The 21048-nt window shown below is 60.4% G+C and carries 21 protein-coding genes and 1 pseudogene; 10 read left to right on the plus strand and 12 right to left on the minus strand.

Features of this window, described 5'->3' with window-relative positions:
• Positions 1 to 45 precede the first annotated feature (45 nt).
• The gene (locus I6I72_RS12790; protein ID WP_201807168.1) at positions 46 to 1617 is read right to left on the minus strand and encodes a hypothetical protein; all 1572 of its coding nucleotides are present in this window, start codon (positions 1615 to 1617) and stop codon (positions 46 to 48) included.
• Positions 1618 to 1744: 127 nt separating this feature from the next.
• On the opposite strand from I6I72_RS12790, the gene dhaK reads away from it, so the two are divergent.
• From dhaK to dhaM, 3 genes are read left to right on the plus strand one after another with little or no spacing between them, the layout of a single operon-like run.
• Positions 1745 to 2746, plus strand: a complete 1002-nt coding sequence (gene dhaK / locus I6I72_RS12795) for a dihydroxyacetone kinase subunit DhaK (RefSeq protein ID WP_201807171.1) — start codon at positions 1745 to 1747, stop codon at positions 2744 to 2746.
• A 46-nt stretch (positions 2747 to 2792) separates the two neighbouring features.
• Positions 2793 to 3404, plus strand: coding sequence for a dihydroxyacetone kinase subunit DhaL (gene dhaL, locus I6I72_RS12800; protein WP_129720853.1), 612 nt, complete (start codon positions 2793 to 2795; stop codon positions 3402 to 3404).
• 3 nt (positions 3405 to 3407) lie between these two features.
• Complete coding sequence (gene dhaM, locus I6I72_RS12805; RefSeq protein ID WP_049145336.1) at positions 3408 to 4103, plus strand: dihydroxyacetone kinase phosphoryl donor subunit DhaM; 696 nt, start codon at positions 3408 to 3410, stop codon at positions 4101 to 4103.
• Here the strand turns inward: dhaM and I6I72_RS12810 are convergent.
• From I6I72_RS12810 to I6I72_RS12845, 8 genes and pseudogenes are all read right to left on the minus strand, one after another.
• The gene (locus I6I72_RS12810) at positions 4100 to 4861 is read right to left on the minus strand and encodes an SDR family oxidoreductase (protein ID WP_005529142.1); all 762 of its coding nucleotides are present in this window, start codon (positions 4859 to 4861) and stop codon (positions 4100 to 4102) included. The two genes, dhaM and I6I72_RS12810, sit on opposite strands and share 4 nt — an antisense overlap.
• Positions 4862 to 4919: 58 nt before the next feature.
• Complete coding sequence (locus tag I6I72_RS12815) at positions 4920 to 5264, minus strand: 5-oxoproline transporter, DUF979 family subunit (RefSeq protein WP_080970060.1); 345 nt, start codon at positions 5262 to 5264, stop codon at positions 4920 to 4922.
• A 541-nt stretch (positions 5265 to 5805) separates the two neighbouring features.
• Complete coding sequence (uriH, locus tag I6I72_RS12820) at positions 5806 to 6744, minus strand: uridine-preferring nucleoside hydrolase UriH (RefSeq protein WP_049145337.1); 939 nt, start codon at positions 6742 to 6744, stop codon at positions 5806 to 5808.
• A gap of 30 nt (positions 6745 to 6774) precedes the next feature.
• On the minus strand, positions 6775 to 8253 hold the full coding sequence (gene uriT / locus I6I72_RS12825; RefSeq protein WP_049145340.1) for a uridine transporter UriT: 1479 nt from the start codon (positions 8251 to 8253) through the stop codon (positions 6775 to 6777).
• Positions 8254 to 8278: 25 nt separating this feature from the next.
• The gene (gene rbsK1 / locus I6I72_RS12830) at positions 8279 to 9208 is read right to left on the minus strand and encodes a ribokinase RbsK1 (RefSeq protein ID WP_049145341.1); all 930 of its coding nucleotides are present in this window, start codon (positions 9206 to 9208) and stop codon (positions 8279 to 8281) included.
• Entirely contained in the window at positions 9205 to 10227 is a 1023-nt protein-coding gene (gene uriR / locus I6I72_RS12835) for a transcriptional regulator UriR (RefSeq protein ID WP_049145396.1), read from the minus strand. The genes rbsK1 and uriR overlap by 4 nt, the downstream gene beginning before the upstream one ends.
• Positions 10228 to 10486: 259 nt before the next feature.
• On the minus strand, positions 10487 to 10765 hold the full coding sequence (locus tag I6I72_RS12840) for a hypothetical protein (protein WP_049145344.1): 279 nt from the start codon (positions 10763 to 10765) through the stop codon (positions 10487 to 10489).
• A 190-nt stretch (positions 10766 to 10955) separates the two neighbouring features.
• Positions 10956 to 11987, minus strand: a pseudogene (locus tag I6I72_RS12845) (glycerate kinase family protein).
• A gap of 222 nt (positions 11988 to 12209) precedes the next feature.
• Here I6I72_RS12845 and I6I72_RS12850 point away from each other — a divergent pair.
• The 5 genes from I6I72_RS12850 (at position 12210) to I6I72_RS12870 (ending at position 16497) form a co-directional block, all read left to right on the plus strand.
• Positions 12210 to 13337 carry a sensor histidine kinase gene (locus I6I72_RS12850; RefSeq protein ID WP_236592639.1) on the plus strand — a complete coding sequence of 376 codons (1128 nt, stop codon included), beginning with the start codon at positions 12210 to 12212 and terminating at the stop codon, positions 13335 to 13337.
• A gap of 3 nt (positions 13338 to 13340) precedes the next feature.
• On the plus strand, positions 13341 to 14018 hold the full coding sequence (locus I6I72_RS12855) for a response regulator (RefSeq protein ID WP_049145349.1): 678 nt from the start codon (positions 13341 to 13343) through the stop codon (positions 14016 to 14018).
• A 73-nt stretch (positions 14019 to 14091) separates the two neighbouring features.
• Positions 14092 to 15006 carry an ABC transporter ATP-binding protein gene (locus tag I6I72_RS12860; protein ID WP_049064399.1) on the plus strand — a complete coding sequence of 305 codons (915 nt, stop codon included), beginning with the start codon at positions 14092 to 14094 and terminating at the stop codon, positions 15004 to 15006.
• On the plus strand, positions 15003 to 15749 hold the full coding sequence (locus I6I72_RS12865; protein ID WP_005529157.1) for an ABC transporter permease: 747 nt from the start codon (positions 15003 to 15005) through the stop codon (positions 15747 to 15749). Before I6I72_RS12860 ends, I6I72_RS12865 begins: the two co-directional genes overlap by 4 nt.
• Before the next feature lie 4 nt (positions 15750 to 15753).
• Positions 15754 to 16497, plus strand: a complete 744-nt coding sequence (locus tag I6I72_RS12870) for an ABC transporter permease (RefSeq protein WP_201807174.1) — start codon at positions 15754 to 15756, stop codon at positions 16495 to 16497.
• Positions 16498 to 16637: 140 nt separating this feature from the next.
• Here the strand turns inward: I6I72_RS12870 and I6I72_RS12875 are convergent, their stop codons facing one another.
• Positions 16638 to 18074: an RNA polymerase sigma factor gene (locus I6I72_RS12875; RefSeq protein ID WP_049145358.1), complete on the minus strand. Its 1437-nt coding sequence runs from the start codon at positions 18072 to 18074 to the stop codon at positions 16638 to 16640.
• Positions 18075 to 18281: 207 nt separating this feature from the next.
• Positions 18282 to 19043 carry a polyphosphate--glucose phosphotransferase gene (gene ppgK, locus I6I72_RS12880; protein ID WP_049145360.1) on the minus strand — a complete coding sequence of 254 codons (762 nt, stop codon included), beginning with the start codon at positions 19041 to 19043 and terminating at the stop codon, positions 18282 to 18284.
• 35 nt (positions 19044 to 19078) lie between these two features.
• On the opposite strand from ppgK, the gene I6I72_RS12885 reads away from it, so the two are divergent.
• The gene (locus tag I6I72_RS12885) at positions 19079 to 19942 is read left to right on the plus strand and encodes an inositol monophosphatase family protein (RefSeq protein ID WP_049145362.1); all 864 of its coding nucleotides are present in this window, start codon (positions 19079 to 19081) and stop codon (positions 19940 to 19942) included.
• Between the two features lie 107 nt (positions 19943 to 20049).
• Positions 20050 to 20340 carry a DUF4193 domain-containing protein gene (locus I6I72_RS12890; RefSeq protein WP_005529162.1) on the plus strand — a complete coding sequence of 97 codons (291 nt, stop codon included), beginning with the start codon at positions 20050 to 20052 and terminating at the stop codon, positions 20338 to 20340.
• A gap of 148 nt (positions 20341 to 20488) precedes the next feature.
• On the opposite strand, the gene I6I72_RS12895 is transcribed toward I6I72_RS12890, so the two are convergent.
• Entirely contained in the window at positions 20489 to 21019 is a 531-nt protein-coding gene (locus tag I6I72_RS12895) for a DUF3093 domain-containing protein (RefSeq protein ID WP_005529163.1), read from the minus strand.
• Positions 21020 to 21048: the final 29 nt, after the last annotated feature.

The following is a 21048-nucleotide window of genomic DNA, read 5'->3' on the forward strand; positions in this document are numbered from 1 at the left end:
CGAATGGTGGCGATGTTGTGCAGCCGGGGTGGATGACTTAAGCCACTAGTAGAGCCCTCCATTCCTCATCATGCTTCGCCGTGTGTGAGAGATGAGGTAGTCGCTCAAGGGGCGGCCGGAGTGGATAGCGGCATCGTAAAGATAGTTGTGGAGGGTATCGGCACGCGAGCGGGGGCTGGTGCGTAAATCGAAGTCACGTTGGATCTGGGCGACTACGAATGGCACGGCGTTGATCTCGGAGACCGCGATTAGAAGTGCGGCGACGCTGCGCTCCACTGTGGCGTTGGTCGAGCTAAATTGCTTCGGTTTGTCGTGGGCTAGGGCGCTCAGGAGACGTCGAGTGGATGTCAGCAGTTCCGGATCGACCTCTGGGTGATCGTTAAACCACTCGGTGATAAGTGCGTCCCATTGCTTTACACCAGCGATAACGTCTGGGGCTAGGGCGCTGAGTTTGGTGTCCTCGGAGGGGAGAGGGGAATCGTCGAGCTGTGCGTCGAAGCGGGAGGTCTCGGGGACGGGCATGCCAGGGCCGAGGCCGATGGCATCTGGGCCGTAGTCATAGGAGTCGAAGTCGAATTGTGCTTCAAGTTCCTTTCGGAAGCGCTTTCCTTCTTCCTTTAGTGCTGAGTCGAGCTGCCTTTGGATGTGGGCGGGGCGTCCTGAGACCTCGCCAGTCCAGGTGACGAACTTGGTGAGGACGCGTGGGAAGCACCGGAGGAATGAGTCACTGGCCATGACTTTACGGGCTACGAGGGTCAGAGCCATTTCCACACGCAGTGGGGACCAGTGGTAGAGGTCGGCCATGGTGTAATTGGTTGTGATGCTGAGTAGCGTCTCGGCAGCATCGGCCTCCTCCTTCTTAAGCGGAACGGCATCCAGGAAGGCGGCCAATGTTTCTTCAGCTTCGGAATTATCGCTTTCTTCAAGACGAATACGGCGGCCGATGATACCGGGACTGGAGACAGTAGCCGGGACATTATCTAGTAGCGAGAGCACCCAGCGCAGCAGCGGACGGGTGGTAGGCCAGCTTTCACCAGGGCCGTCGTCGACTGTGATCTCATCTAGCCAGATGGCGTTGCTGAGGAAATCGGCCAGGCCCTCCTGGCTCGTAGGGCCGAAGCTCTCCATCGAATCATCCTTGGACATGATCTCCATAACCTGCTGTGCATTGGCCTCGGTGAGGAAACAGTCATAAATCGAGCCATTGCCGCCTGCTAGGTCAATGGAGACATTCACTGTCAGGGGCGCAGAGTGCGGGACGGATAGCTCGAGAGTGTAGTAATGGACATCCCCGTAGTACTGCGTAGCCTCGATGACGTTGACTACGCTGGCTTGCTCAAGGTGAGCAAGCCAGGTCGGTTCCTGCGGTAAGTCATCGCGCCGGGCGAGCTCAGCGCGATGGAGCTTTACGCGCTCTTTATCTTCATCCAGCAGGGCGGCGGCCCAGAGTACCGCGGTCGTCTCTGGGGCGGGGTTATCCCACATGGCTTCAAAGAACTCGGCAGGCTTTTGCGAGAAATCGTCATCCAGGGACAGGATCGCAGAGACCCACTGAAGTAGATCGATAGGGCTTGAACCGTGCAGGAAGGCCGCAAGGCCGGGCATGGAGGCATTCATGACACTAGAGTCTATCCATGTATCTGCGGCAGTGGGGCTGCGTTCATCTATGCGGATCCGCGTGTAGGCTCGGCACTGTTATTACCAGTGAAAATTGGGTTAATTCGACATCCCAAGGAGATTCGTGATGAAAAAGCTCATCAACTCACCGGAAAACGTAGTGGCGGAGTCTGTAGACGGCTTCGCGCTGGCACACGGCGACATCGTCAAGCGCTTTACGGAGCCGCTGTTTGTGGCGCGTGCGCAGAAGAAGAACGAGGGCAAGGTTGCGATTGTCTCTGGTGGTGGCTCAGGCCATGAGCCGCTCCACGCAGGCTTCGTGGGCCACGGCATGTTGGATGCGGCGGTGCCAGGCGCGGTGTTTACGTCGCCGACGCCGGATGCGATCCAGGCGGCGACCGATGAGGTTAATTCTGGCGCTGGTGTGCTCTACATCGTGAAGAACTACACCGGCGATGTCCTCAATTTCGATACCGCCGCTGAGCTGGCTGAGTTTGATGACATTGAGGTCAGCCAGGTCATCGTTGATGATGACGTCGCGGTGGAAGACTCCACTTTCACTGCGGGCCGTCGCGGTGTGGCGGGCACGCTGCTCGTCGAAAAGCTTGCGGGCGCCGCGGCTGAGCGCGGCGATGACCTCGCTGCTGTCACGGCCGTGGCGAAGAGGGTCGTGGAGAACACCGCGACCATGGGTGCAGCACTGAGTTCTTGCACTGTGCCGCACGTGGGCAAGCCTTCCTTCGACCTCGCAGATGATGAGGTTGAGCTCGGCGTCGGTATCCACGGTGAGCCTGGTCGTAAGGAGATTCCGTTGGTCTCCGCGGACGATGTCACTGATCATCTCATGGAGCCGATTCTTGCCGACCTGAAGTTGGCAGAAGGCGAGCGCACCATCGTCGTAGTCAACGGCATGGGTGCCACCCCGGCATCGGAGCTCTACGTGGTCTATCGCCGGGTGGCACAGCTGCTGGAGAAAGCCGGCGTAAGCATCGAGCGCTCCCTCGTGGGCAACTTCGTCACCAGCCTGGACATGGCGGGATGTTCCGTGACCGTTATGCGCGCTGATGATGAAGACATCGCGCTGTTCGACGCCCCCTGCCATACCGCCGCACTACGCCAAGGAGAATAAAGTGACTTCTGTTGAAACTTTGAACACCGAATGGGCCCTGGCTTGGATGAAGGGCTGCGCGGAGCAGGCCCACGAGCACCGCGAGGAGCTCATTGAGCTTGACCGTGTCATCGGCGATAGCGACCATGGCGAAAACGTGGATCGTGGTTTCCGTGCTGTCGTTGAGAAGCTTGAAGCAGATGCTCCCGCAAGCATCGTGGATGTGCTGAAGCTGACGGCCAAGACTCTGATGTCCACCGTCGGCGGTGCATCTGGTCCGCTTTTGGGAACTGCGTTCCTGCGAGCAGCAAAGTCAGTCGGCGGTGAAGCGCTCGATGGCGCTGGCGCGGCCGCGCTCATTGAGGCGGCACTCGAGGGCATCACCACCCGCGGCAAGGCTCAAGAAGGGGAGAAGACCATGGTGGATGCGTGGGCGCCGGCGGCGCGTGCTGCCCGCGAGCAGGCTGATGCCGGGGCGGGAGTTGCCGACGTTCTGCGCGCGGCAGCCAATGCCGCAGCCGAAGGCGCCGAGGCAACCATTCCACTCGTTGCAACCAAGGGCCGTGCTTCCTACTTGGGCGAGCGCTCTGCTGGCCACAAGGATCCGGGTGCTGCTTCGACCGCGCTGTTTATCGCTGCAGCAGCGGCGGCGGCAGCCGCCGCTGTAAAGGAGGGCTAGGGCATGGCAGAACCGAAAGTGGGCCTGGTCCTGGTGTCGCATTCCGGAAAGCTGGCCGAAGGCCTTGCTGAGCTGGCTGGGCAGGTGGCAGCTGACGTGCGTATCGCAGCCGCGGGTGGTCTGGAGTCCGGTGAAATCGGAACCTCGTATGACCTCATCGAGTCAGCTATTAATGACCTGCTCGGTGAAGGCCTCGCAGTTGTCGTTCTCACCGACTTGGGCTCGGCAACGATGACCGTTGAGTCGGTGTTGGAGTTCCTCGACGATGAGCCGGTAAAGTTCGTGGACGCGCCGCTCGTGGAGGCCGCTATCGCTGCGGCTACTGCGGCACAGCAAGGTGATGACCTTGACGCAGTTGCTGTTGCTGCCGAGCGCGCCATCGAGGTGTTCGTGCCAAAGCAAGCGGCGGAAGGCAAGGCAGACGTCGCAGACGGCGATGCATACTCACGGTCGGCAACTGTGGCTGATGCTGCTGGTCTCCATGCACGCCCTGCAGCGAAGCTAGCTGAGATGGCCGCGGAGGCAGCGGGCGACATTGTCATTGCACTCGATGACGACCGAGCTGATGCCGATTCCGCCATGATGCTGATGTCCTTGGGCGCCGCCCAGGGCGACACAGTAACGGTTAGCGGTCAGTCTGTGGACAAAGAGATCATCGATAAGATTGCTGACGCCATCGCGGAAGGACTCGACGGCTAGGTCGAGAGCACCTGGTAGATGAGCTTGGCTACGCGGTCGGGCACCATGTTGCGGGCTACGCGGGCTGCTTTGTCCTGGGCGCCGACGCCCCAGTGGAGACGGCCTTTGTCCCAGCGGTTCTCGGGGTTGGCGGCGCGCCAGATGGCTTGCGCAACGTCGTCTGGCGTGAGGTTTACGCCGAGGCGTGTGACCGTCTTGGACTTGACGTCGGAGATGGGTGTCTTTGCCCATAGGGGGTTGATGTCGAGCACGCGGATCTTGTCGCGGCGCCACTCGAGGTCGAGGGTTTCGGTCATGGACTGGACGTAGGCCTTGGTGGCGGCGTAGACGCCGACGTCGGGGATGCCGTAGCAACCGGCGATGGAGGCGATGTTGATCAGCTGCGAGCCGGGAGTCTTTTTCAGATAGGGGTAAGCAGCGCGTGCGCCGAGGGTGACGCCTAGTGCGTTGACGTCGATGACGGCGCGGATGCGTGCGGGTTCGCTTTCCGCGATGGTGGCGGAGTCGATGATGCCGGCGTTGTTGTCGAGGATGTCGAGCCTGCCGCCGGTGAGCTTGGTGAACTCAGATAGGGCAGCGTCCCAGGACTCTGGTTTGGTGACATCGAGCTCGTAGAAGGTGATGCCGTCGCAGAGCAAGGATTCGTCGGCTGGTGGGCGAAGATCGCCCAATCCAACGATGTAGCCTTCATTGCGGAATACGCGGGCTACGGCGAGACCGAAGCCGCCGCAGCCGCCGGAGATAAAAATCGACTTCATTCCGCAATGTTAATTGTTTTCTATTCTCCTCAGCTGGAAGAGTTTTAACCGGAGTCCTTTAGAATGCGAATACTCGCATCATGATTGTGATGGCCACCAGCATGATGATGGCGGTGGGGATTTGCGCGATGATCGGGCCGTACTTGTTCTTCATCTGCAGCAGAGCAGCCGAGACGATGTTGATGTTTGCGGCCATCGGAGTACACAGAGTGCCGCAGAAGCCAGCCATCATGCCAAATGCGAAAATGGCGGCGGGGTTTCCGTTGAAGTTCTCAACGAGGACGGGCCAGCCGATGGCAGCGGTCATGATGGGGAACGCGGCGAAGGCGTTGCCCATGACCACGGTGAACAGCGCGTTGCCCGAGCAGTACGCGATGACGCTCCAGAGCAGGGCTTCCTGCACAATCGGCTTCGGGGCTTGTAGGGGCTAGGCCGCTGCGGCCTCCCGGGCTGTGGGGCTGTCTCTGTAGAGCTCTCCGCTGCGCATCATTGCGAACAGGACGTTGAGGCGTCGGCGTAGCTGGCCAGGAATTTGCCGACGTCCATGCCAATGACGAAGCCATAGGCCATGAGTCTGTGCTTCCTAGCGATGAGTAGAAAGTTGGATTATTTACGCTTCATCGCTGGGGTGGTCGGACATACTTGCGCTGGCATCCACATTACTGTGAGACCTCGTGCCGCCTGGGCCGGGTCAGGTTCCTATTGAGCTGTTTGAGTATGTCACTGTCTTCGGCGGCATCACCCCCCGGATCATTTTCTTAACAGGGACAGGAATAAGCCATGCCGAAGCCAGCGACTAGTTCCACTGTCCTTTCGGACGGCGGGAACGGACATAAACATAGCCCGCCCACTGGGATGGACGGGCTATGAATCTTCGGTGCCCTGGGGTGGAACTACTAACAACGCAGTGGGACATTCACGTCCCCCCCTTGTGCGTTGAGTTCCTAACCGATGCGCTTCACCGCATCGACAACCATGGTCCAGAACTTATCGAAGTCCAGATCAACCGCCACCTGGGTGGTGCAGTTCGCCGGGGCGGGGGCGCGGAAATCGGCGACGGTCATGCCGGTGGTCAGCGCGCCGGACAGTTCCACATCCAGTGGTGCCTTGCGGGTGGTGAACACGGTGGGGTCGATGAGGTAGGCCACGGCGCAGGGGTCGTGGACGGGTGGGTTGTCGAATCCCTGGGCGTCTTGGTAGTTCTTGCGGAAGGCGTCGAAAAGTGCGACGACGAAGTCGCCCGTCGCGGTGCCCAGTGCGGCGAGTTTTTCCTCCACCTCCGGGGTGGCCAGCGCCTGGTGGGTGAGATCCAGACCGACCATGGTCAGGGGCCAGGACTCGTTGAAGACGATGTGGGCGGCCTCCGGGTCGATCTTGATGTTGAATTCCGCGACGGCGGTCCAGTTGCCGACGTGGTAGCCGCCACCCATGAGGACGACCTCCTTGACGCGTTCGGCGATGCGGGGTTCCTTGCGCACCGCCAGCGCGATGTTGGTCAGCGGGCCGGTGGGAACCAGGGCGACGGTGCCCGGTTCGTTGTTCATCACCGTGTCGATGATGAAGTCCACCGCGTGGGTGTCCTCAACGCCTACGGTCGGCTCGGGGAGGTCATAGTTGTGGATCTCCATGCCGGTGTCGCCGTGGATGTCCTCGGCGACCTCGATGGGGCGGACCAGCGGGCGGGTCACGCCCGGGTAGATCGGGGTGTCCATGCCGGCGATGGTGGCCACGACACGGGCGTTGTGGGTGACCTTGGCCAGGGTCTGGTTGCCGCCGACGGTGGTGATACCGAGTAGCTCGATGTCCGGGTTGCCGTGGGCGAGCAGCATGGCGACGGCGTCATCATGTCCGGGATCACAGTCGAGGATGATCTTGGTGGTCATGGTGAAACTCCTAATTCTCAAAGTGCGGGGTTAGTTGCCCACGGGGGCGGTACCGGTGGTGTCGGTGCTGTCGGTGGCATTGGCAGCCAGGTTTCTGGCCGCCACGGTATCGGTGATGGATTCCGGGCGTGGGATGAGCAGGGAGCACAGGAACGCCAGCGCCAGGATGATCACACCGGCCCACATACCGGCGGCGTACCCACCGTTGCTGTCCCCGAAGCTGGTGGCCACCGCGAAGAGGATGGCAAAGGAGATACCCGCACCGAGGTTGAAGGCGCCGGCGTTCATACCCGGCAGGTACCCCTGGTTGTCGGCGGGGGAGAGCACCACACCGAGTCCGTTGAGCATGATGTTGGCGATACCGGCGTAGGTGATACCCACGAAGGTGGAGATCCCCAGGTACGCCAGGTTGGAGGTGCTGCCCACGAGGAAGGTGGCACCGGCGACACCGATGATGGTGGCGGCGATACCGATCTGCAGGACGATCTTGTAGCCGAATTTGCCGGCGAGAATACCGGCGACGGGCCCGAAGACCAGGCCGGCCAGGGCATACGGGGTCAAGGTCCACCAGGAGACCACACCGGCGGACATGCCCGCACCATGGGTGGCGTCCTGCGCGAGGTTGGGCAGCAGACCGTTCATGATGGCGAACACACCGGTCATGGTCAACAGGGTGGTCAGCAGCAGCGCCCAGGTGCGGCGCTGGCCGAGGTACTCGATGCTGACCAGGGGGTTCTTCACACGCTTTTCAATGTTGTAGAAGGCGACGATGCCGATGATGCCGATTGCGAACAGGGCGATGACGAGGAACCAGTTGGCGTCGGCAAGCTTGCCGGCCTCGTTGAAGGCGGTCAGCAGGGCACCGATGGACACGGCGAGCGGCAGCACACCGAGCCAGTCCATCTTCGGGGTGGTCTCGGCGGTGGATTCCTTCACACCGAAGGACAGGGCCAGGGCGGCCGCCACGCAGAACACGGCCATGACACAGAAGATGGACCGGAAACCGAAGTGCTCCGCCAGCCAGCCACCAGCGATCGCGTCGACGCCACCGATACCACCGTTGACGGAGGTGATCACACCCAGCAGTAGTGCGTACTGCTTCTCATTGGGCACCTGCTGGCGCAGGATGATCAGACACAGCGGCACGGTGGGACCGGCCACACCCTGGATCAGACGTCCCAGGAACAACACGGTGACATTGGGGGCGAGTGCCGCGACGAGACAGCCGATGCCGGTGACGATCATCATGCCGATCAGCACCTTGCGGCGGCCGATGAGGTCACCCCAGCGCGGCAGGAAGAGGGAGAACAGGGCGGCCGCGGTGAAGAACGCGGTCTGGGTCATACCGATCTGGGCGGGGGTCGCATTCAGTTCGACCTCCATGGTGGCCAGGGCCGGAGCGAGCATGGAGGCATTGAGCTGGAAGGCGAACACCGCCACCAGCAGGGCGATCATCAGCGGGATGATCGCAGCGGCCGGGGCTTTCCTCGGTTCGATGATGGTTGACATGGTTACTCTCGTTTCGGTGGGGGAGTTAAGCGGTGACTGTGGGTAGGTCGTCGACAAGCGTGGGGTAGGAGGCCTGCGCGCCGCGGCGGGTGGCGGCGAACGCACCGACGCGGGCGGCGAAGCGGGCGGCCTCCACCAGGGAGTGGCCGTCGGCGAGCTTTGCGACGAGCGCACCCGCGAACGCATCGCCACTGCCGGTGGTGTCCACCGCCTCAACGGTGGGGGTCGGGATCGCGGTGAGGCCCTCGGCGTCACCGACTAGGGCGCCATCGGCACCGAGGGTCATGACCACGGTGGGGAAACCCTGACCCAGCAGGGCTGCCACCAGGGTGGACGGATCGGTTTCGGGGGTGGGTGCACCGAGCATCTCCATCACGAGGGCACCCTCGTGCTCATTGACCAGGAGGGGATTCGCCTGACGGAGCTGCTCATGGCCGACCGGGACCACAGGCGCGAGGTTGATCACCACCCGACCCTGCGCCAGGTCCACCGCGCGGTTAAAACCATCGGCGGGGATCTCACCCTGCAGCAGGACGATGCCGGCCTGTTCAATGAGCCGGGCATGCCGGTCCACATAGCCGGCGTCCATGCTGGCATTCGCGCCGGGCACGACGATGATGGTGTTCTCACCGTCATCGGCCACCGTGATCACGGCCAGACCGGTGGGGCCGTCGACGGTGTGGACTGCGGACATGTCAGCGCCGGAGGCACGCATGTGCACCAGGGCGGAGTCAGCCATGGTATCGGAACCCACCGCACCGACCATGTGGACCTCCGCACCGAGCTGGGCGGCGGCCACGGCCTGATTGGCGCCCTTGCCGCCGGCACTGATCTCACCACCGCCGCCGAGGAGGGTCTCACCGGGGTGGGGGTGGCGGTGGACCGTGGTGGTCAGATCCGCGTTGATGGATCCGACAACAACAATGGAACCGGGTGAACCGGGTATGTCAGTCATGGTTGTGGGCCTTTCATGAGGGAATCACCCTGGATCAGGATAGTGGGTGTGACAAGGTGCGTCTGGGTGGATTCGGTAGGTTTGGTGCCTGTCAGCAGCCCGTGCAGGACGGTGAAGGCCTGCCGGGCCATGACGTCCACCTGCTGGTCGATGACCGTCAGGGGCCGTGGTTGCAGGGCGAAGACGGGTTGGTTGTCGAAACCGATCACGCTGATGCCCTCGCCGATACTCAGGCCCGCCCGGTGGCAGGCCTGGAGCACCCCGATGGTCATCATGGTGTCCCCGGCGACCAGTGCGCGGGCCCCGTGGTTGAGTAGGTGGGTGGCACCCTGATAGCCCTGCTCCTGTTCGAACCCACCATGGAAGACCAGCTGCGGTTCCCGTTCGTTGTTCCGGCAAGCCTGCTGGAAGGCTTCCAGGCGGGCACGTCCCGTGGAGGTGCTCAGCGGCCCGGAGAGGTAACCGATCGGCAGGGCATGGTGCTCCACCAGCAGCGATACCGCGGCGTCCATGCCGGGTTGCGGATCGGAGATGACGGTGGGGATGGGGGATCCGGTGAGTTCTCGGTCGATGAGGACCAAGGGCATGCCCTGGGCGTGCAGGTTGTTCAGTTGGTCCGCGCAGGCTTCATCGGGCACGCAGATGATGCCGTCCACCCCGTGGCTGGCAAGGAAGGCCAGGGAGGCGGCCATGGTCTCCGGGCGCTCATCGGTGTTGGTGATGATGGTGGCCAGACCGGCACCCTCGGCTGCGTTCTGCACGGCGGAGACCATGGTGGCGAAATAGGGGTTGATCAGGCTGGGCACCACTATCCCGATGGTGTTGCTGCGTGAGCTCTGCAGGGCCCGGGCCTGGGCGTTGGGGAGATATCCCATCTCCGCGGCCAGGGCCTGGATGTGCGTGCGGGTGGTGGTGGCCACCGCGGGGTTGTTCGCCATGGCGCGGGAGGCGGTGGCGATGGAGACACCGGCGCGCTGGGCCACGTCCTTGAGGGTGGGACGGCCGTGTTCTGCTGCCATGATGGTCACCCCGCTTCGCCCTGTGGTGTGCAAACGATTGATGTAAACGTTTACAATTTGTTGAATCCACCCTATTTCCTCACCACCGGTTCCGGCAAGGGGGGGCACTCTGACGGGGGGTGGAAACAGCTCCGACCCCGCCGCGGGGAGCGACGGGGTCGCAGGCATTGGGGGGGATAGGAACGCGGAAGCCGCGCAAGCGAATGCGCGCGGCTAGAAGGAGGGTGGCGCGGCGGGCTACCGCGCGGGGTCGGATGTCTTAGTCTTCGAAGCGGTCGTCGTCATCGTCATCGCCGTCATCCTCGTCGTGCTCGTCATCGTCGTTGTCATCTCGGTCATCCCAGTCGTCGCGGTCATCGTCCAGATCGCCCCAGTCATCACGGTCGTCGTCGAGGTCGGCTGGGGAAGTGGCCGCGGGAGTTGGCTCGGGGGCATCGTCAGCGCCGGCGGTGCCTAAAGCCACGACAGCGGCGGCAAGGACGCCGTTGCGCAGGCGGCGGGTGGTGGTTGCGGTCTTGGAGGTCGGAGTGGAGTGCATGAGGTGTCCTTTCCCAGTCCCGGCCCCCGGTGCGGGCCGGTGCTGTGTGTTGTGGTGTTGTGGGGTGACCTTCGCGGTCATGATCCAGTATGGGGACCGGTCATGAAAGGGCGATGAAGCCAACATGAGAGGATCTTCATCTAAATTAATGGGCGTTGAGCTGCGGAAATGAGAAGGGGAGTGGCGGCGGTTAGGCCGCGGGAAGGGCGGTGACGGGCGCGTGGTAGCGCTCGCGGAGCTTGGCCTCCGTGCGGCCGGCGACGGCGGAGCCAAGCTGGAGCATGTGCATGGCGCGCTCCGCGGCGGCGACAAGGAAGGGATGGCCTTGGGAGACGGCATCGGAAAGCTCCATGGGCACTGTCATGATGCGCTGGATGGCGGCAATGCCGCAGTCATGGACCGCGGGCGCGCCGTGGCCGAGGGAACCGGCGAGCGCGAGAACCGGGACGCCGGAGTCCTGGCAGCGGCGCGCGATTTCCGCGGGGACCTTGCCGCGCGGGGTCTGGAAGTCAATGGCGCCCTCGGCGGTGATGACGACGTCCGCCCGCGTGAGCAGCTCATCCAACTCCTCATCGAGCAGGACCTAGAAGCGGTTGCGCGCCTGCGCGCCGAGGGCCATGAGCCCCGCGCCCAAGCATCCCAATACCCCCGTGCCCGGCCCCGTCACAATGTTCGCCGCTGGCTGGAAATGGTCGTGGAGCAGTCGGGCGAAGTTCTCCAGGCCTGCTTCAAGCTCCTCGACTTGTTGGGGAGTCGCCTCCTTCTGCGGGCCGAAGACACGGGCGACGCCGCGCTTACCGGTGAGCACGTTGAGGATATTGCAGGCGAGGATGATATCGACGTCGTTCAGGCGCGGGTACAGCTCGTCGGTGTCAAGACTGCGTGCGTGGCGGAGGTTTGCGCCGCCGGGTGCGAGTTCGTTTCCGTGTTCGTCCTCGGTTGTCACGCCCAGCGCGGCGAGCGCGCCGGCGCCGCCGTCCGAGGTGCCCGAGTCCCCGCAGCCGACGATGATGGTCTCAATATCGCGGTCGAGGAGGTGGCGGAGGAGCTCGCCCACGCCGTAGGTGGTGGTCGCGCCGGGGTCGCGCAGGTCCTGCGGCACGAGGGAGAGGCCTGCGCAGGAGGCCATCTCGATGACGGTGAGGCGTCGCGCGGGGAACTCGACCCACTGGGCGGTGACCTGTTGTCCGACGGGTCCGGTGACTTCTAGGGTGTGTGTCACCGCGCCGGGGCGGGCGGCGAGGATTTCGACTCAGTCTGTTCTGTAATGTTGCTCTCGTCACGGTATCCCAAGACATTAGTTTGGGTCGCAGATTTCCTAACTTTGGCTGCCCTAATTTGTGGAGAATGAGTTCTATTTGGGCCCGGCCTTGGATAAAAAATGGCCGGCGAAATCGTACTCAGGCATGACTACTTAACTCATCGAACCGGATAGCGTAGAGGCGTGGAAGTCTTTTCTGATAGGCGAATGATTCGTGACCTGGCGGTGTCACTTTTATGCGGAGCGGCGTCTCTCATCGGTAGGGACCTGATGTCCCGGCCGCTCTTTGACTACCTGATTATCGCCTTGGTTGTGCTAGTGCCAATTATTAGCAGGCGGTGGCCACGCCTGGTGGTCTTCGTTGCATCAGTGGTGCTCTTCACCAGCCTGTTCCAAGTGGAACTCACCGTAGGCATCATAATCCTTGCGGGGCAGGTCGCCTACATTATTCGCCGCAGGCTGGAAGAGCCCCTACGGCGAATAATGACTTTAGGGATGCTTACTGCGGATTTTGTCGGCGTATTTTGGGTGAGCCAAACGGTACAGGAAGCAGCACAGGATATTGCGCGGCGCCTTTTCGTCGTGGGCTGGAGCCTACTGGTCCTTGCGGTATGCATGCTTGTGGGTGAACTGCGTAGGAGAGCAGAGGAAGAACGCACACGGGAGATTTCGCGTGCTTTAGAGAAACAACGCCTGGAATTCGAGAGAAGCTCGACGGAACAACGGGCGTTTATCGCACGTGAGATCCATGACGTCGTCACGCACTCGCTATCGGTCATAGTTGCCCAGGCCGATGGGGCGCTCTACACCAAAGACAGGGAAGCGCAAGAAGCAGCTTTGAAGTCTATTTCCCGCGTGGGAAGGACCTCTTTGAGGGAAATGCGGGGAGTCGTGGGCTTGCTGCGCACAGGGGAAAAGCGCAGCACTCAACCGATGGTGGGATTCGGTGATCTTTCAGAACTCATTAACAGCGTTAGAAGCGCTGGCATTGCTGTGGGATATCGCTGCACAGGAACGCCACCTGAAGAACTTTCCGCCGCGACGTCACTAAGTCTGTACCGAATTGTCCAAGAGGCTTTGACCAATGCGAACAAACATGGTGGCGGGCAAGCAGACGTACTAGTCGAATGGCTTGAAGGTATCGTCCGCCTTGAGGTGCGCAATGGATATACGGGTGATGCCCGAGGCGAGGGACATGGCATTGATGGCATGAAGGAACGAGCGGAATTGGTTGGAGGCACCTTCCAACAGCGCAGTGATGCTGGCACATGGATAGTAGAGGCAGAGTTACCCACCGTAAGGGGGAAGTAAGCAATGAAAGTCGGATTGGTAGATGACCAGGTTCTCTTCCTGCACGGGATTGCCCAGATCATTAGTTCGCAGCCAGACATGGATGTTATCTGGCAAGCAAACGATGGCGAAGATGCGCTGACCCAATGCGCGGCCACGCCTGCTGATGTGGTGCTCATGGATGTACAGATGCCCGTCCGCGATGGAATTAGCGCCACTGCTGAGATCGCATCCTCTCTTCCGGAGACGAAGGTCATCATTCTGACAACCTTCGATGACGAAGACTATGTAGTAGCCGGGCTGCGAGCAGGAGCGAGTGGCTTCGTGCTCAAAGACGCAGAGCCAGAGGAGCTACTAAGCGCGTTGCGCACTGTCTATCGCGGAGACGCGGTAATCTCACCCCGCGCCACTAAGCGCCTTGTCCACAGTATGCGGGATGACTCCACGGACACACTGAGTATTAGCGGCGCAGACCGTCGGGTACTTCAATCGCTGACTGCCCGTGAACAAGAAATCCTTGAAGCAATCGGGATGGGATGGTCAAACACAGAGATATGTGAGCGGATGTTCATCTCTATGCCGACCGTCAAGACGCACGTTGGACGAGTCCTCGCCAAGACGAATTCTAGGGACCGTGTACACGCAGCTCTTTTCGCCTATCGCACAGGATTTGTCTCCCGTGCTGACCTGCTTAGCTCCTAATACCCCGGTATGACTCGCAAAATCGTGCCTCGCGGCGATGTGCGGCGTAGGCGCGCCGGGCAACTATTGAGTTATGAGCACAGAATATGTTGTCGAAACTCAGGGTTTGACCAAGGAATATAAGGGATTCAAGGCGGTCGACGGCCTTGATATGGCAATTGGCCACGGTGTCGTTCACGGATTGTTGGGGCCGAATGGTTCGGGCAAGTCCACGGCCATGAAAATGCTTTTGGGTCTGGCAAAGCCGACCGAGGGAAGCATCAGTTTGTTCGGCGAGCCTTTTGGGCCTAAGACGCGCAGCCGGGCCTTGGCCCGCACCGGCTCGCTCATCGAGCAGCCTTCGGCCTATTTGCACCTCACCGGGCGAGAGAACCTGCGCATCGCTGCGCGGCTTCTACGCGCTGAAGCAGAAGACGTGGATCGCGCAGTGCACCTCGTGCGGCTGGAAAAGCAGCTGGACAAGCAAGTAGCGAACTATTCCTTGGGCATGAAACAGCGCCTCGGCATCGCAATGGCTATGGTTCGTAACCCGCAGCTTCTGATCCTTGATGAACCAACGAACGGCCTTGACCCTGCCGGTATCGAAGAGATTCGCAATCTCATCGTCAGCCTCGCTGCCGATGAGGGGCGAACGGTATTGGTTTCGAGCCACCTTCTCTCGGAAATCGAAAAGATGGCTAGTGAGCTGACCATTATCAATCGCGGGCAGTTGCTCTTCCAAGGTACAAAGCAGGAGCTTTTCCATTCCCAGCCGCCTGAAGTCTATATCGAAACCCCGAACCCCAAGGAAGCGGCGCAAGCACTCGCGGGTATCTCAGTGCGCTTTGTAGAAGGCGGCATTCGGGTCCCGAACTTAAGCGAGCGCGACGTCGCGGGGGCTTGCGAGCAGCTCGTCAACCACGGCGTGCCCATCTACCAGGTACTAAGAACGCACCGCAGTCTCGAAGAGATCTTCATTTCGATTACGGGACGAGGTGGCTTGCAATGATGCTGCAGACTGAATATGCCAAGATGCGGCATACCCGGATGCTGCCGCTTGCCCTTGCCGTCACGCTCGCCATCGTTGCCTTTTCCAGTATGAATCTGGTGAGTGAGCACACCGCCGAACAATTTCAGCAAGATCCACATAGTCAATGGGGCGGATACCTCCTTGGCTACATCACGGTGACGGCCTTCCTCACTCCGGTGCAGGTGGCATTGCTAGCCAGCCGCGCAGCCGATGTAGAGCATCTCCACGGCGGCTGGCGGCTTAATTCCATCGCCGGGTACCGCCGCGGTGGTCTGCTCCGCGCGAAGTTCGCAGCTTTAGCCCTTGTCCTAGCCGCAGTAAAGGTAGTTGAATTGCTCGCGGTCTTGACCAATCCATTCCTCTTTGGGGCACAGTCGATTGATTCACCCGGCACATGGGTTCTCACAGCAGCTGGTCTATATGGAACCTCGTGCGCACTGATGGCGATTTTCTTATGGCAGGCAGCACGCGTGGAATCCCAGCTCGTAGTGCTCAGCACTGGGGTAGTAGGCGGCTTCCTCGGTGTGGCAGGAATGCTTTCCCCAACCGCGGTCACGCTCATTAATCCCTTCGGTTACTACGCAGTCTTGGCCCCATTTACCTTCCGCCCCGAAGGCCTAGTGAGCATCGAACCACTGTGGATTCCATGGGTACTGTTCATCGCCGTTGTAACCGTCATCTTCACCGTGCTTTGTCGCACGCTTGACTCCCAGGAGGAATAAGTTCATGTTTGCTATCGATCTGCTGAAATTTCGACGCTCCTACGTATGGACTGTCATCTTCCTCGTGCCGTCTATAGCAGTCGGCATTGGTGCCGCGAATTATCACGCCAACTTGGCGGTACTTAATGCCGGATGGGCAAGCTATCTTTCCCAAGCAACGCTGTTCTACGGCCTAATCTTTATGACTGTGGGAGTGGCCATCATCGCTGCAGCTGCCTGGCGCCTAGAACACCGCAACCACAATTGGAACACTATTATGACCTCACCGCGCTCGGCGGGAGAAGTAGTCGCGGCCAAGTTTTTCTCCATCATGGTCCTCATCGCGCTAATGCAGGCGGTGTTCATCGCGCTGGCCTTAGGCATTGGACGCGGCTTAGGAATACAGGGAGAGATTCCGCCTCTCAACTTGAGCGCGCTGTTCCTAGCAATCATCCCGGCGTTCGCAGTCGGGGCCTGGCAGTCCTTTTTCTCGATGATCTTTCGCAGCTTTGCCACGCCCGTGGCGATTTCACTTGTGGGCGCGATTGCCTCAGTTGGAATTCTCTACAGGGGTATTCGGCTCATCCCGATGCTGCTGCCACCGGCTATGGTTACGTCGACGATTTCGCTCGGCAGTACCGCCTTCGGTGCAGATGACACTCCTGATGTGCGCGGTATCGCGTTTATGATGGCTGTTTCTATCTGCTTCGTCATCGGAGCTTGGAGCGCATCTGTTGCCTGGCTGCGAACCCATGACGTTGAGGCTTAGGACTCATCCTTGGGACTCTTGCTTGTGCCACAGGTGCAAAATGCCCTCGCGTCCCTCCGCAGCTTAGTGCTAACGGGGGAGGCGAGGGCGGCGTCGGCAAGCGTGTGCGTCTTGTCGCTTGCCTTGGCTAGCTTGGCCTCTTAGTCGAGGTAGTCGCGCAAGACCTGAGAGCGCGAAGGGTGGCGCAGCTTGGACATGGTCTTGGACTCGATCTGGCGGATGCGCTCGCGGGTAACACCGTAGACTTGGCCGATTTCGTCTAAAGTGCGCGGCATGCCGTCGGTCAGGCCGAAGCGCAGGCGAACGACGCCGGCTTCGCGCTCAGACAGGGTGGTGAGCACGTCCTGGAGCTGGTCCTGCAGCAAAGTGAAGGATACGGCGTCGACAGCGATGACTGCCTCGGAGTCCTCAATGAAGTCACCGAGCTGGGAATCGCCCTCATCACCAATGGTCTGGTCCAGGGAAATCGGCTCGCGGGCGTACTGCTGGATCTCGAGGACCTTTTCCTCGGTGATGTCCATTTCCTTCGCCAGCTCGATTGGGGTGGGCTCGCGGCCCAGATCCTGCAGGAGCTCGCGCTGGATGCGGCCCAGCTTGTTGATGACCTCGACCATGTGCACCGGGATACGGATGGTGCGGGCCTGATCAGCCATGGCGCGGGTAATAGCCTGGCGGATCCACCACGTGGCGTAGGTGGAGAACTTGTAACCCTTGGTGTAGTCGAACTTCTCAACCGCACGGATAAGGCCCAGGTTGCCCTCCTGAATGAGATCCAAGAAAGCCATGCCACGGCCGGTGTAGCGTTTCGCAAGCGAAACGACGAGTCGGAGGTTTGCCTCCAGCAGGTGGTTCTTTGCCTTGCGGCCATCACGGGCGATGGAACGCAGGTCGCGCTTTTCCATAGGGGAGAGCTTGGCGGCCTTGTCGCCCTCAGCGCGGGCCTTTTCCATCTCATCCATGCGGTACTGCGCGTAGAGGCCAGCCTCAATGCGCTTTGCTAGGGAGACCTCTTGCTCAGCGTTAAGGAGGGCGACCTTACCGATCTGCTTGAGGTAAGCGCGGACGGAGTCAGCAGATGCGGTCAGCTGTGCGTCCTTGCGCGCCTGGCGCAGGGCAGCGGATTCTTCCTCGTCCCAGACGGAAGAAGAATCCTCATCGTCGTCTTCATCGTCCTCATCCGCATCGAGCTCGTCCTCAGCATCGCCGAACTCGTCATCGTCCATGTCCGCGTTATCCGGATCGAAGTCCGCGTCATCCTGGTCGGCGTCATCTACCAGCTCGTCTTCGAGCTCGTCAGAAGCGGTCTCGAGCTTCTCCTGCTTTTCCTCAGGAGCGGCTGCGGCCTTCTGCGCAGACTTGCGGACGGTCTTCTTGGCAGATTTCTTCGCAGTCTTGCGAGTTGTCTTCTTGGCCGTCTTCTTAGCAGTCTTTTTAGCCGTTTTCTTCGCGGTCTTTTTGGCCGTCTTCTTTGCGGTTTTCTTGGCCGTCTTTTTGGCGGTCTTCTTGACAGGTGCAGATGCCTCGGTGGCTTCTCCGCCCTCGCCGAGTACCTGGTCTGAAGAATCAGTGGCTGCCACGTACGCCCTTTCGACTTGCTTGTGATTGAAAAACAGCTTGGGTCGCGATAGTCGCGACCACTGAGGTTAATGCTAATCCAGCCCTCATTTGCGCAGGAGAGGCACGCCGTTAGCTGTTTAACTTTGGATCGACGGCCCAGTATAGATGATCTTCGCCGCGAGGCGGTGAACTGGGGTCGAATCCACTGTGGATCTTTGGAGATTACCCTATGGGCGCAAGTTCTGCTGCGCGGCCATAGCGGCACCGACGATTCCGGCCCGATTGCGCAGCTGCGCTGGGGCAACGGGGGTGTCAATGCCTACGAGTTCGCCCCACTTGTCCCACTTGCGGGAGATTCCGCCGCCGATGATGAAGGCGTGGGGGTTAAACAGTTTCTCGTATTCGGCAAGTACCTTATTGAGTCGCTTGACCCACTGCTTGTACTTGAGGCCCTCACGCTCCTTTACAGCCGAGGAAGCCTGATGCTCCGCTTCGGCATCGCCCACCATCATGTGGCCCAACTCGGTGTTAGGGAAGAGCTGGCCATCGAGGAGGAAAGCCGAGCCAATGCCCGTACCTAGGGTGAGGAAGATGACGGAAGCTGTGCGTGCTACTTCGTCGCCGAAGGCTACCTCGGCAAGGCCGGCAGCGTCGGCGTCATTGAGCACTACAAAAGCCTGGTCCAAGTATTGCGCAAAAAGCTCTTGGGCGTCGACTCCGATCCAGGATTTGTCGATGTTCGCCGCTGTGAGAACTTTTTGCTCTTTGACCACGGAAGGCAAAGTAATGCCAACCGGGCCGGACCATTCCTTTTCCGCCACGATCTGGGCGACAATCTTGGCCACGGCTTCAGGCGTGGATTGCTTGGGCGTGGCGATTTTCAGGCGCTCTCCCACGAACTCACCCGTGTTCAAGTCAACTTCAGCGCCTTTGATGCCGGAGCCTCCGATGTCGATGCCAAAGGAATGGCCAGTTTTAGTGCTAGTCATAAGCCCCAAGTGTAGGCAACGGCATAATTGTTGGCATGAGTAACTGTGAATATGACCCAAATTATCTGGCACAACTGCGTGACTTCGCACGCGATACAGTCCGTGCAGCGGCGGTACGTATTCGCGCCCAACGTGCCGAAATCATTGGCAGCGATGGCTTGGCGGCACACACGCAGACCAAGAGCAGCGCGGTTGATCCTGTCACCGAGGTGGATCAGTCCACCGAGCGCTTTATTGCTGAGAGCATCCAAAGCCAGCGGCCTGGCGATGGCATCTTCGGAGAAGAAGGGGCTTTCGTTGCCTCTGAAACTGGAGTCACATGGATTGTGGACCCCATCGATGGCACGGTGAATTTCCTCTACGGCATTGAGGAATTTGCCGTGTCCATGGGAGCCGCCATCGACGGTGAGATTGTCGCGGGCGCCGTCATCAATGTTGCACGCGAGACTTTGTATTCTGCGGCGCTGGGGCAAGGTGCCACGGTGGAGTTTGCCGATGGGCAGGTGCGCGAGTTGGCGTGCCGTACAGAGACAGACCCGTCGCTTGCCCTGGTGGCAACTGGTTTCGGCTACGCGGCAGGGCGTCGCCAAGCGCAGGCTCAACTTCTGACCTCCATGTTGCCTAGCGTGCGCGGTATTCGCCGTATGGGCGCTGCAGCGCTTGATCTGTGCCGCGTTGCGGAGGGAAGCATAGATGCATATTACGAGCACGGTATCAACCCGTGGGATTTTGCCGCTGGGGCAATTGTTGCGGCGGAGGCTGGAGCCGTTGTACGCCATCCAGGTCTGCAAAAATTATCCACTGAGGGCGAGATTACATGGGTGTGCGGGGGTAAACTCGCTCCATCGTTTCAGCAGCTCCTGGCTTCGAAAGGGGCCTTAACGCCGCTGCGGGGGTAATAGTCAAGCGCTTTTCAGTCGGGATGAGTATGACATGAGGCCAATTGTGTTTTAGGATGCGCACGATAAATACCAACCCATCCACATGACTAATAGGGGCGTAGAACATGGCCACCGATTATGACGCACCGCGTCGCCGTGTAGAAGACGAGCTTGAAGCTGACTCCCTCGAGGGCCTCAAGGCTGCTGAGAATGACAACAACGGCATGGACGACGACGGAGAGATTGTTGAGGCTTTCGAGCCGCCATCAGTTGACCTGACCGGCGAGGAACTCAACGTTACAGTTATCCCACGTCAGGAGAATGAATTCACCTGTTCCGTGTGCTTCCTGGTGCAGTCCAACAAGCGTTTCTCCCACGAGGAAGACGGAAAAGCTATCTGCCTTGATTGCGCATAAATAGGCAGCTCGGTCTGGCGCTTGGGCGTGCGTAGCCCAAGCGCGCATAGCTCAAGCTTGCATGCCGCGCTTCCAGCGGCCTAAAACACCTACACCCCCGCACTCCGCTGTTCGAGCGGATGGATGCGGGGGTGTGGTGTTTCTAAAGCTAGTGCGCGCTGGGGCGAGCTGCAGGGTCGAGGAAGGCATCCAGCACTTGCTGGGGGTTCTTCGTTGCGATGAGCCAGTAGGGCGTTGGGTCCTCAGGGTCATCGAGCACCAGCATGATGTGCTCGTCAATCCACCCATGCGTCACCAAGAATGCAGCCGGATCGAATTGGGGGCCGAGAGCGTTTCGGCGGGCGGTCTTTGGCACGATCATGGAGCGCTGGACGACGTCGTGTGGAAGCTGCGCGTCTTTGATTGTCAGCCACCGAGTGCCATCGGTATCCTTTTCAACTTTAAGTACCGTGCCCGACCAAGCGATGAGCACCCAAATGGCGATTGCGCTTAGTAGCACTGCGGGGATGATAACCCACCAAATGTTGCGGTTAAGGCTTACCGTCGCGGTAGTAATAGCCACGACAAAGGCGGCCATCAGCCAGAAATACCAGGGCACCCACTGGCGCTCTTTGTAAAGGATCTCTGGGGCGGCGGCTGCAGAGCCGCTGGCGGATGGGGAAGCGGAACCGGTATTCATAGACACGGTCTGCCAGTCTAGTCGCTCCC

Source organism: Corynebacterium striatum (assembly GCF_016728105.1).
Taxonomy (GTDB): domain Bacteria; phylum Actinomycetota; class Actinomycetes; order Mycobacteriales; family Mycobacteriaceae; genus Corynebacterium; species Corynebacterium striatum.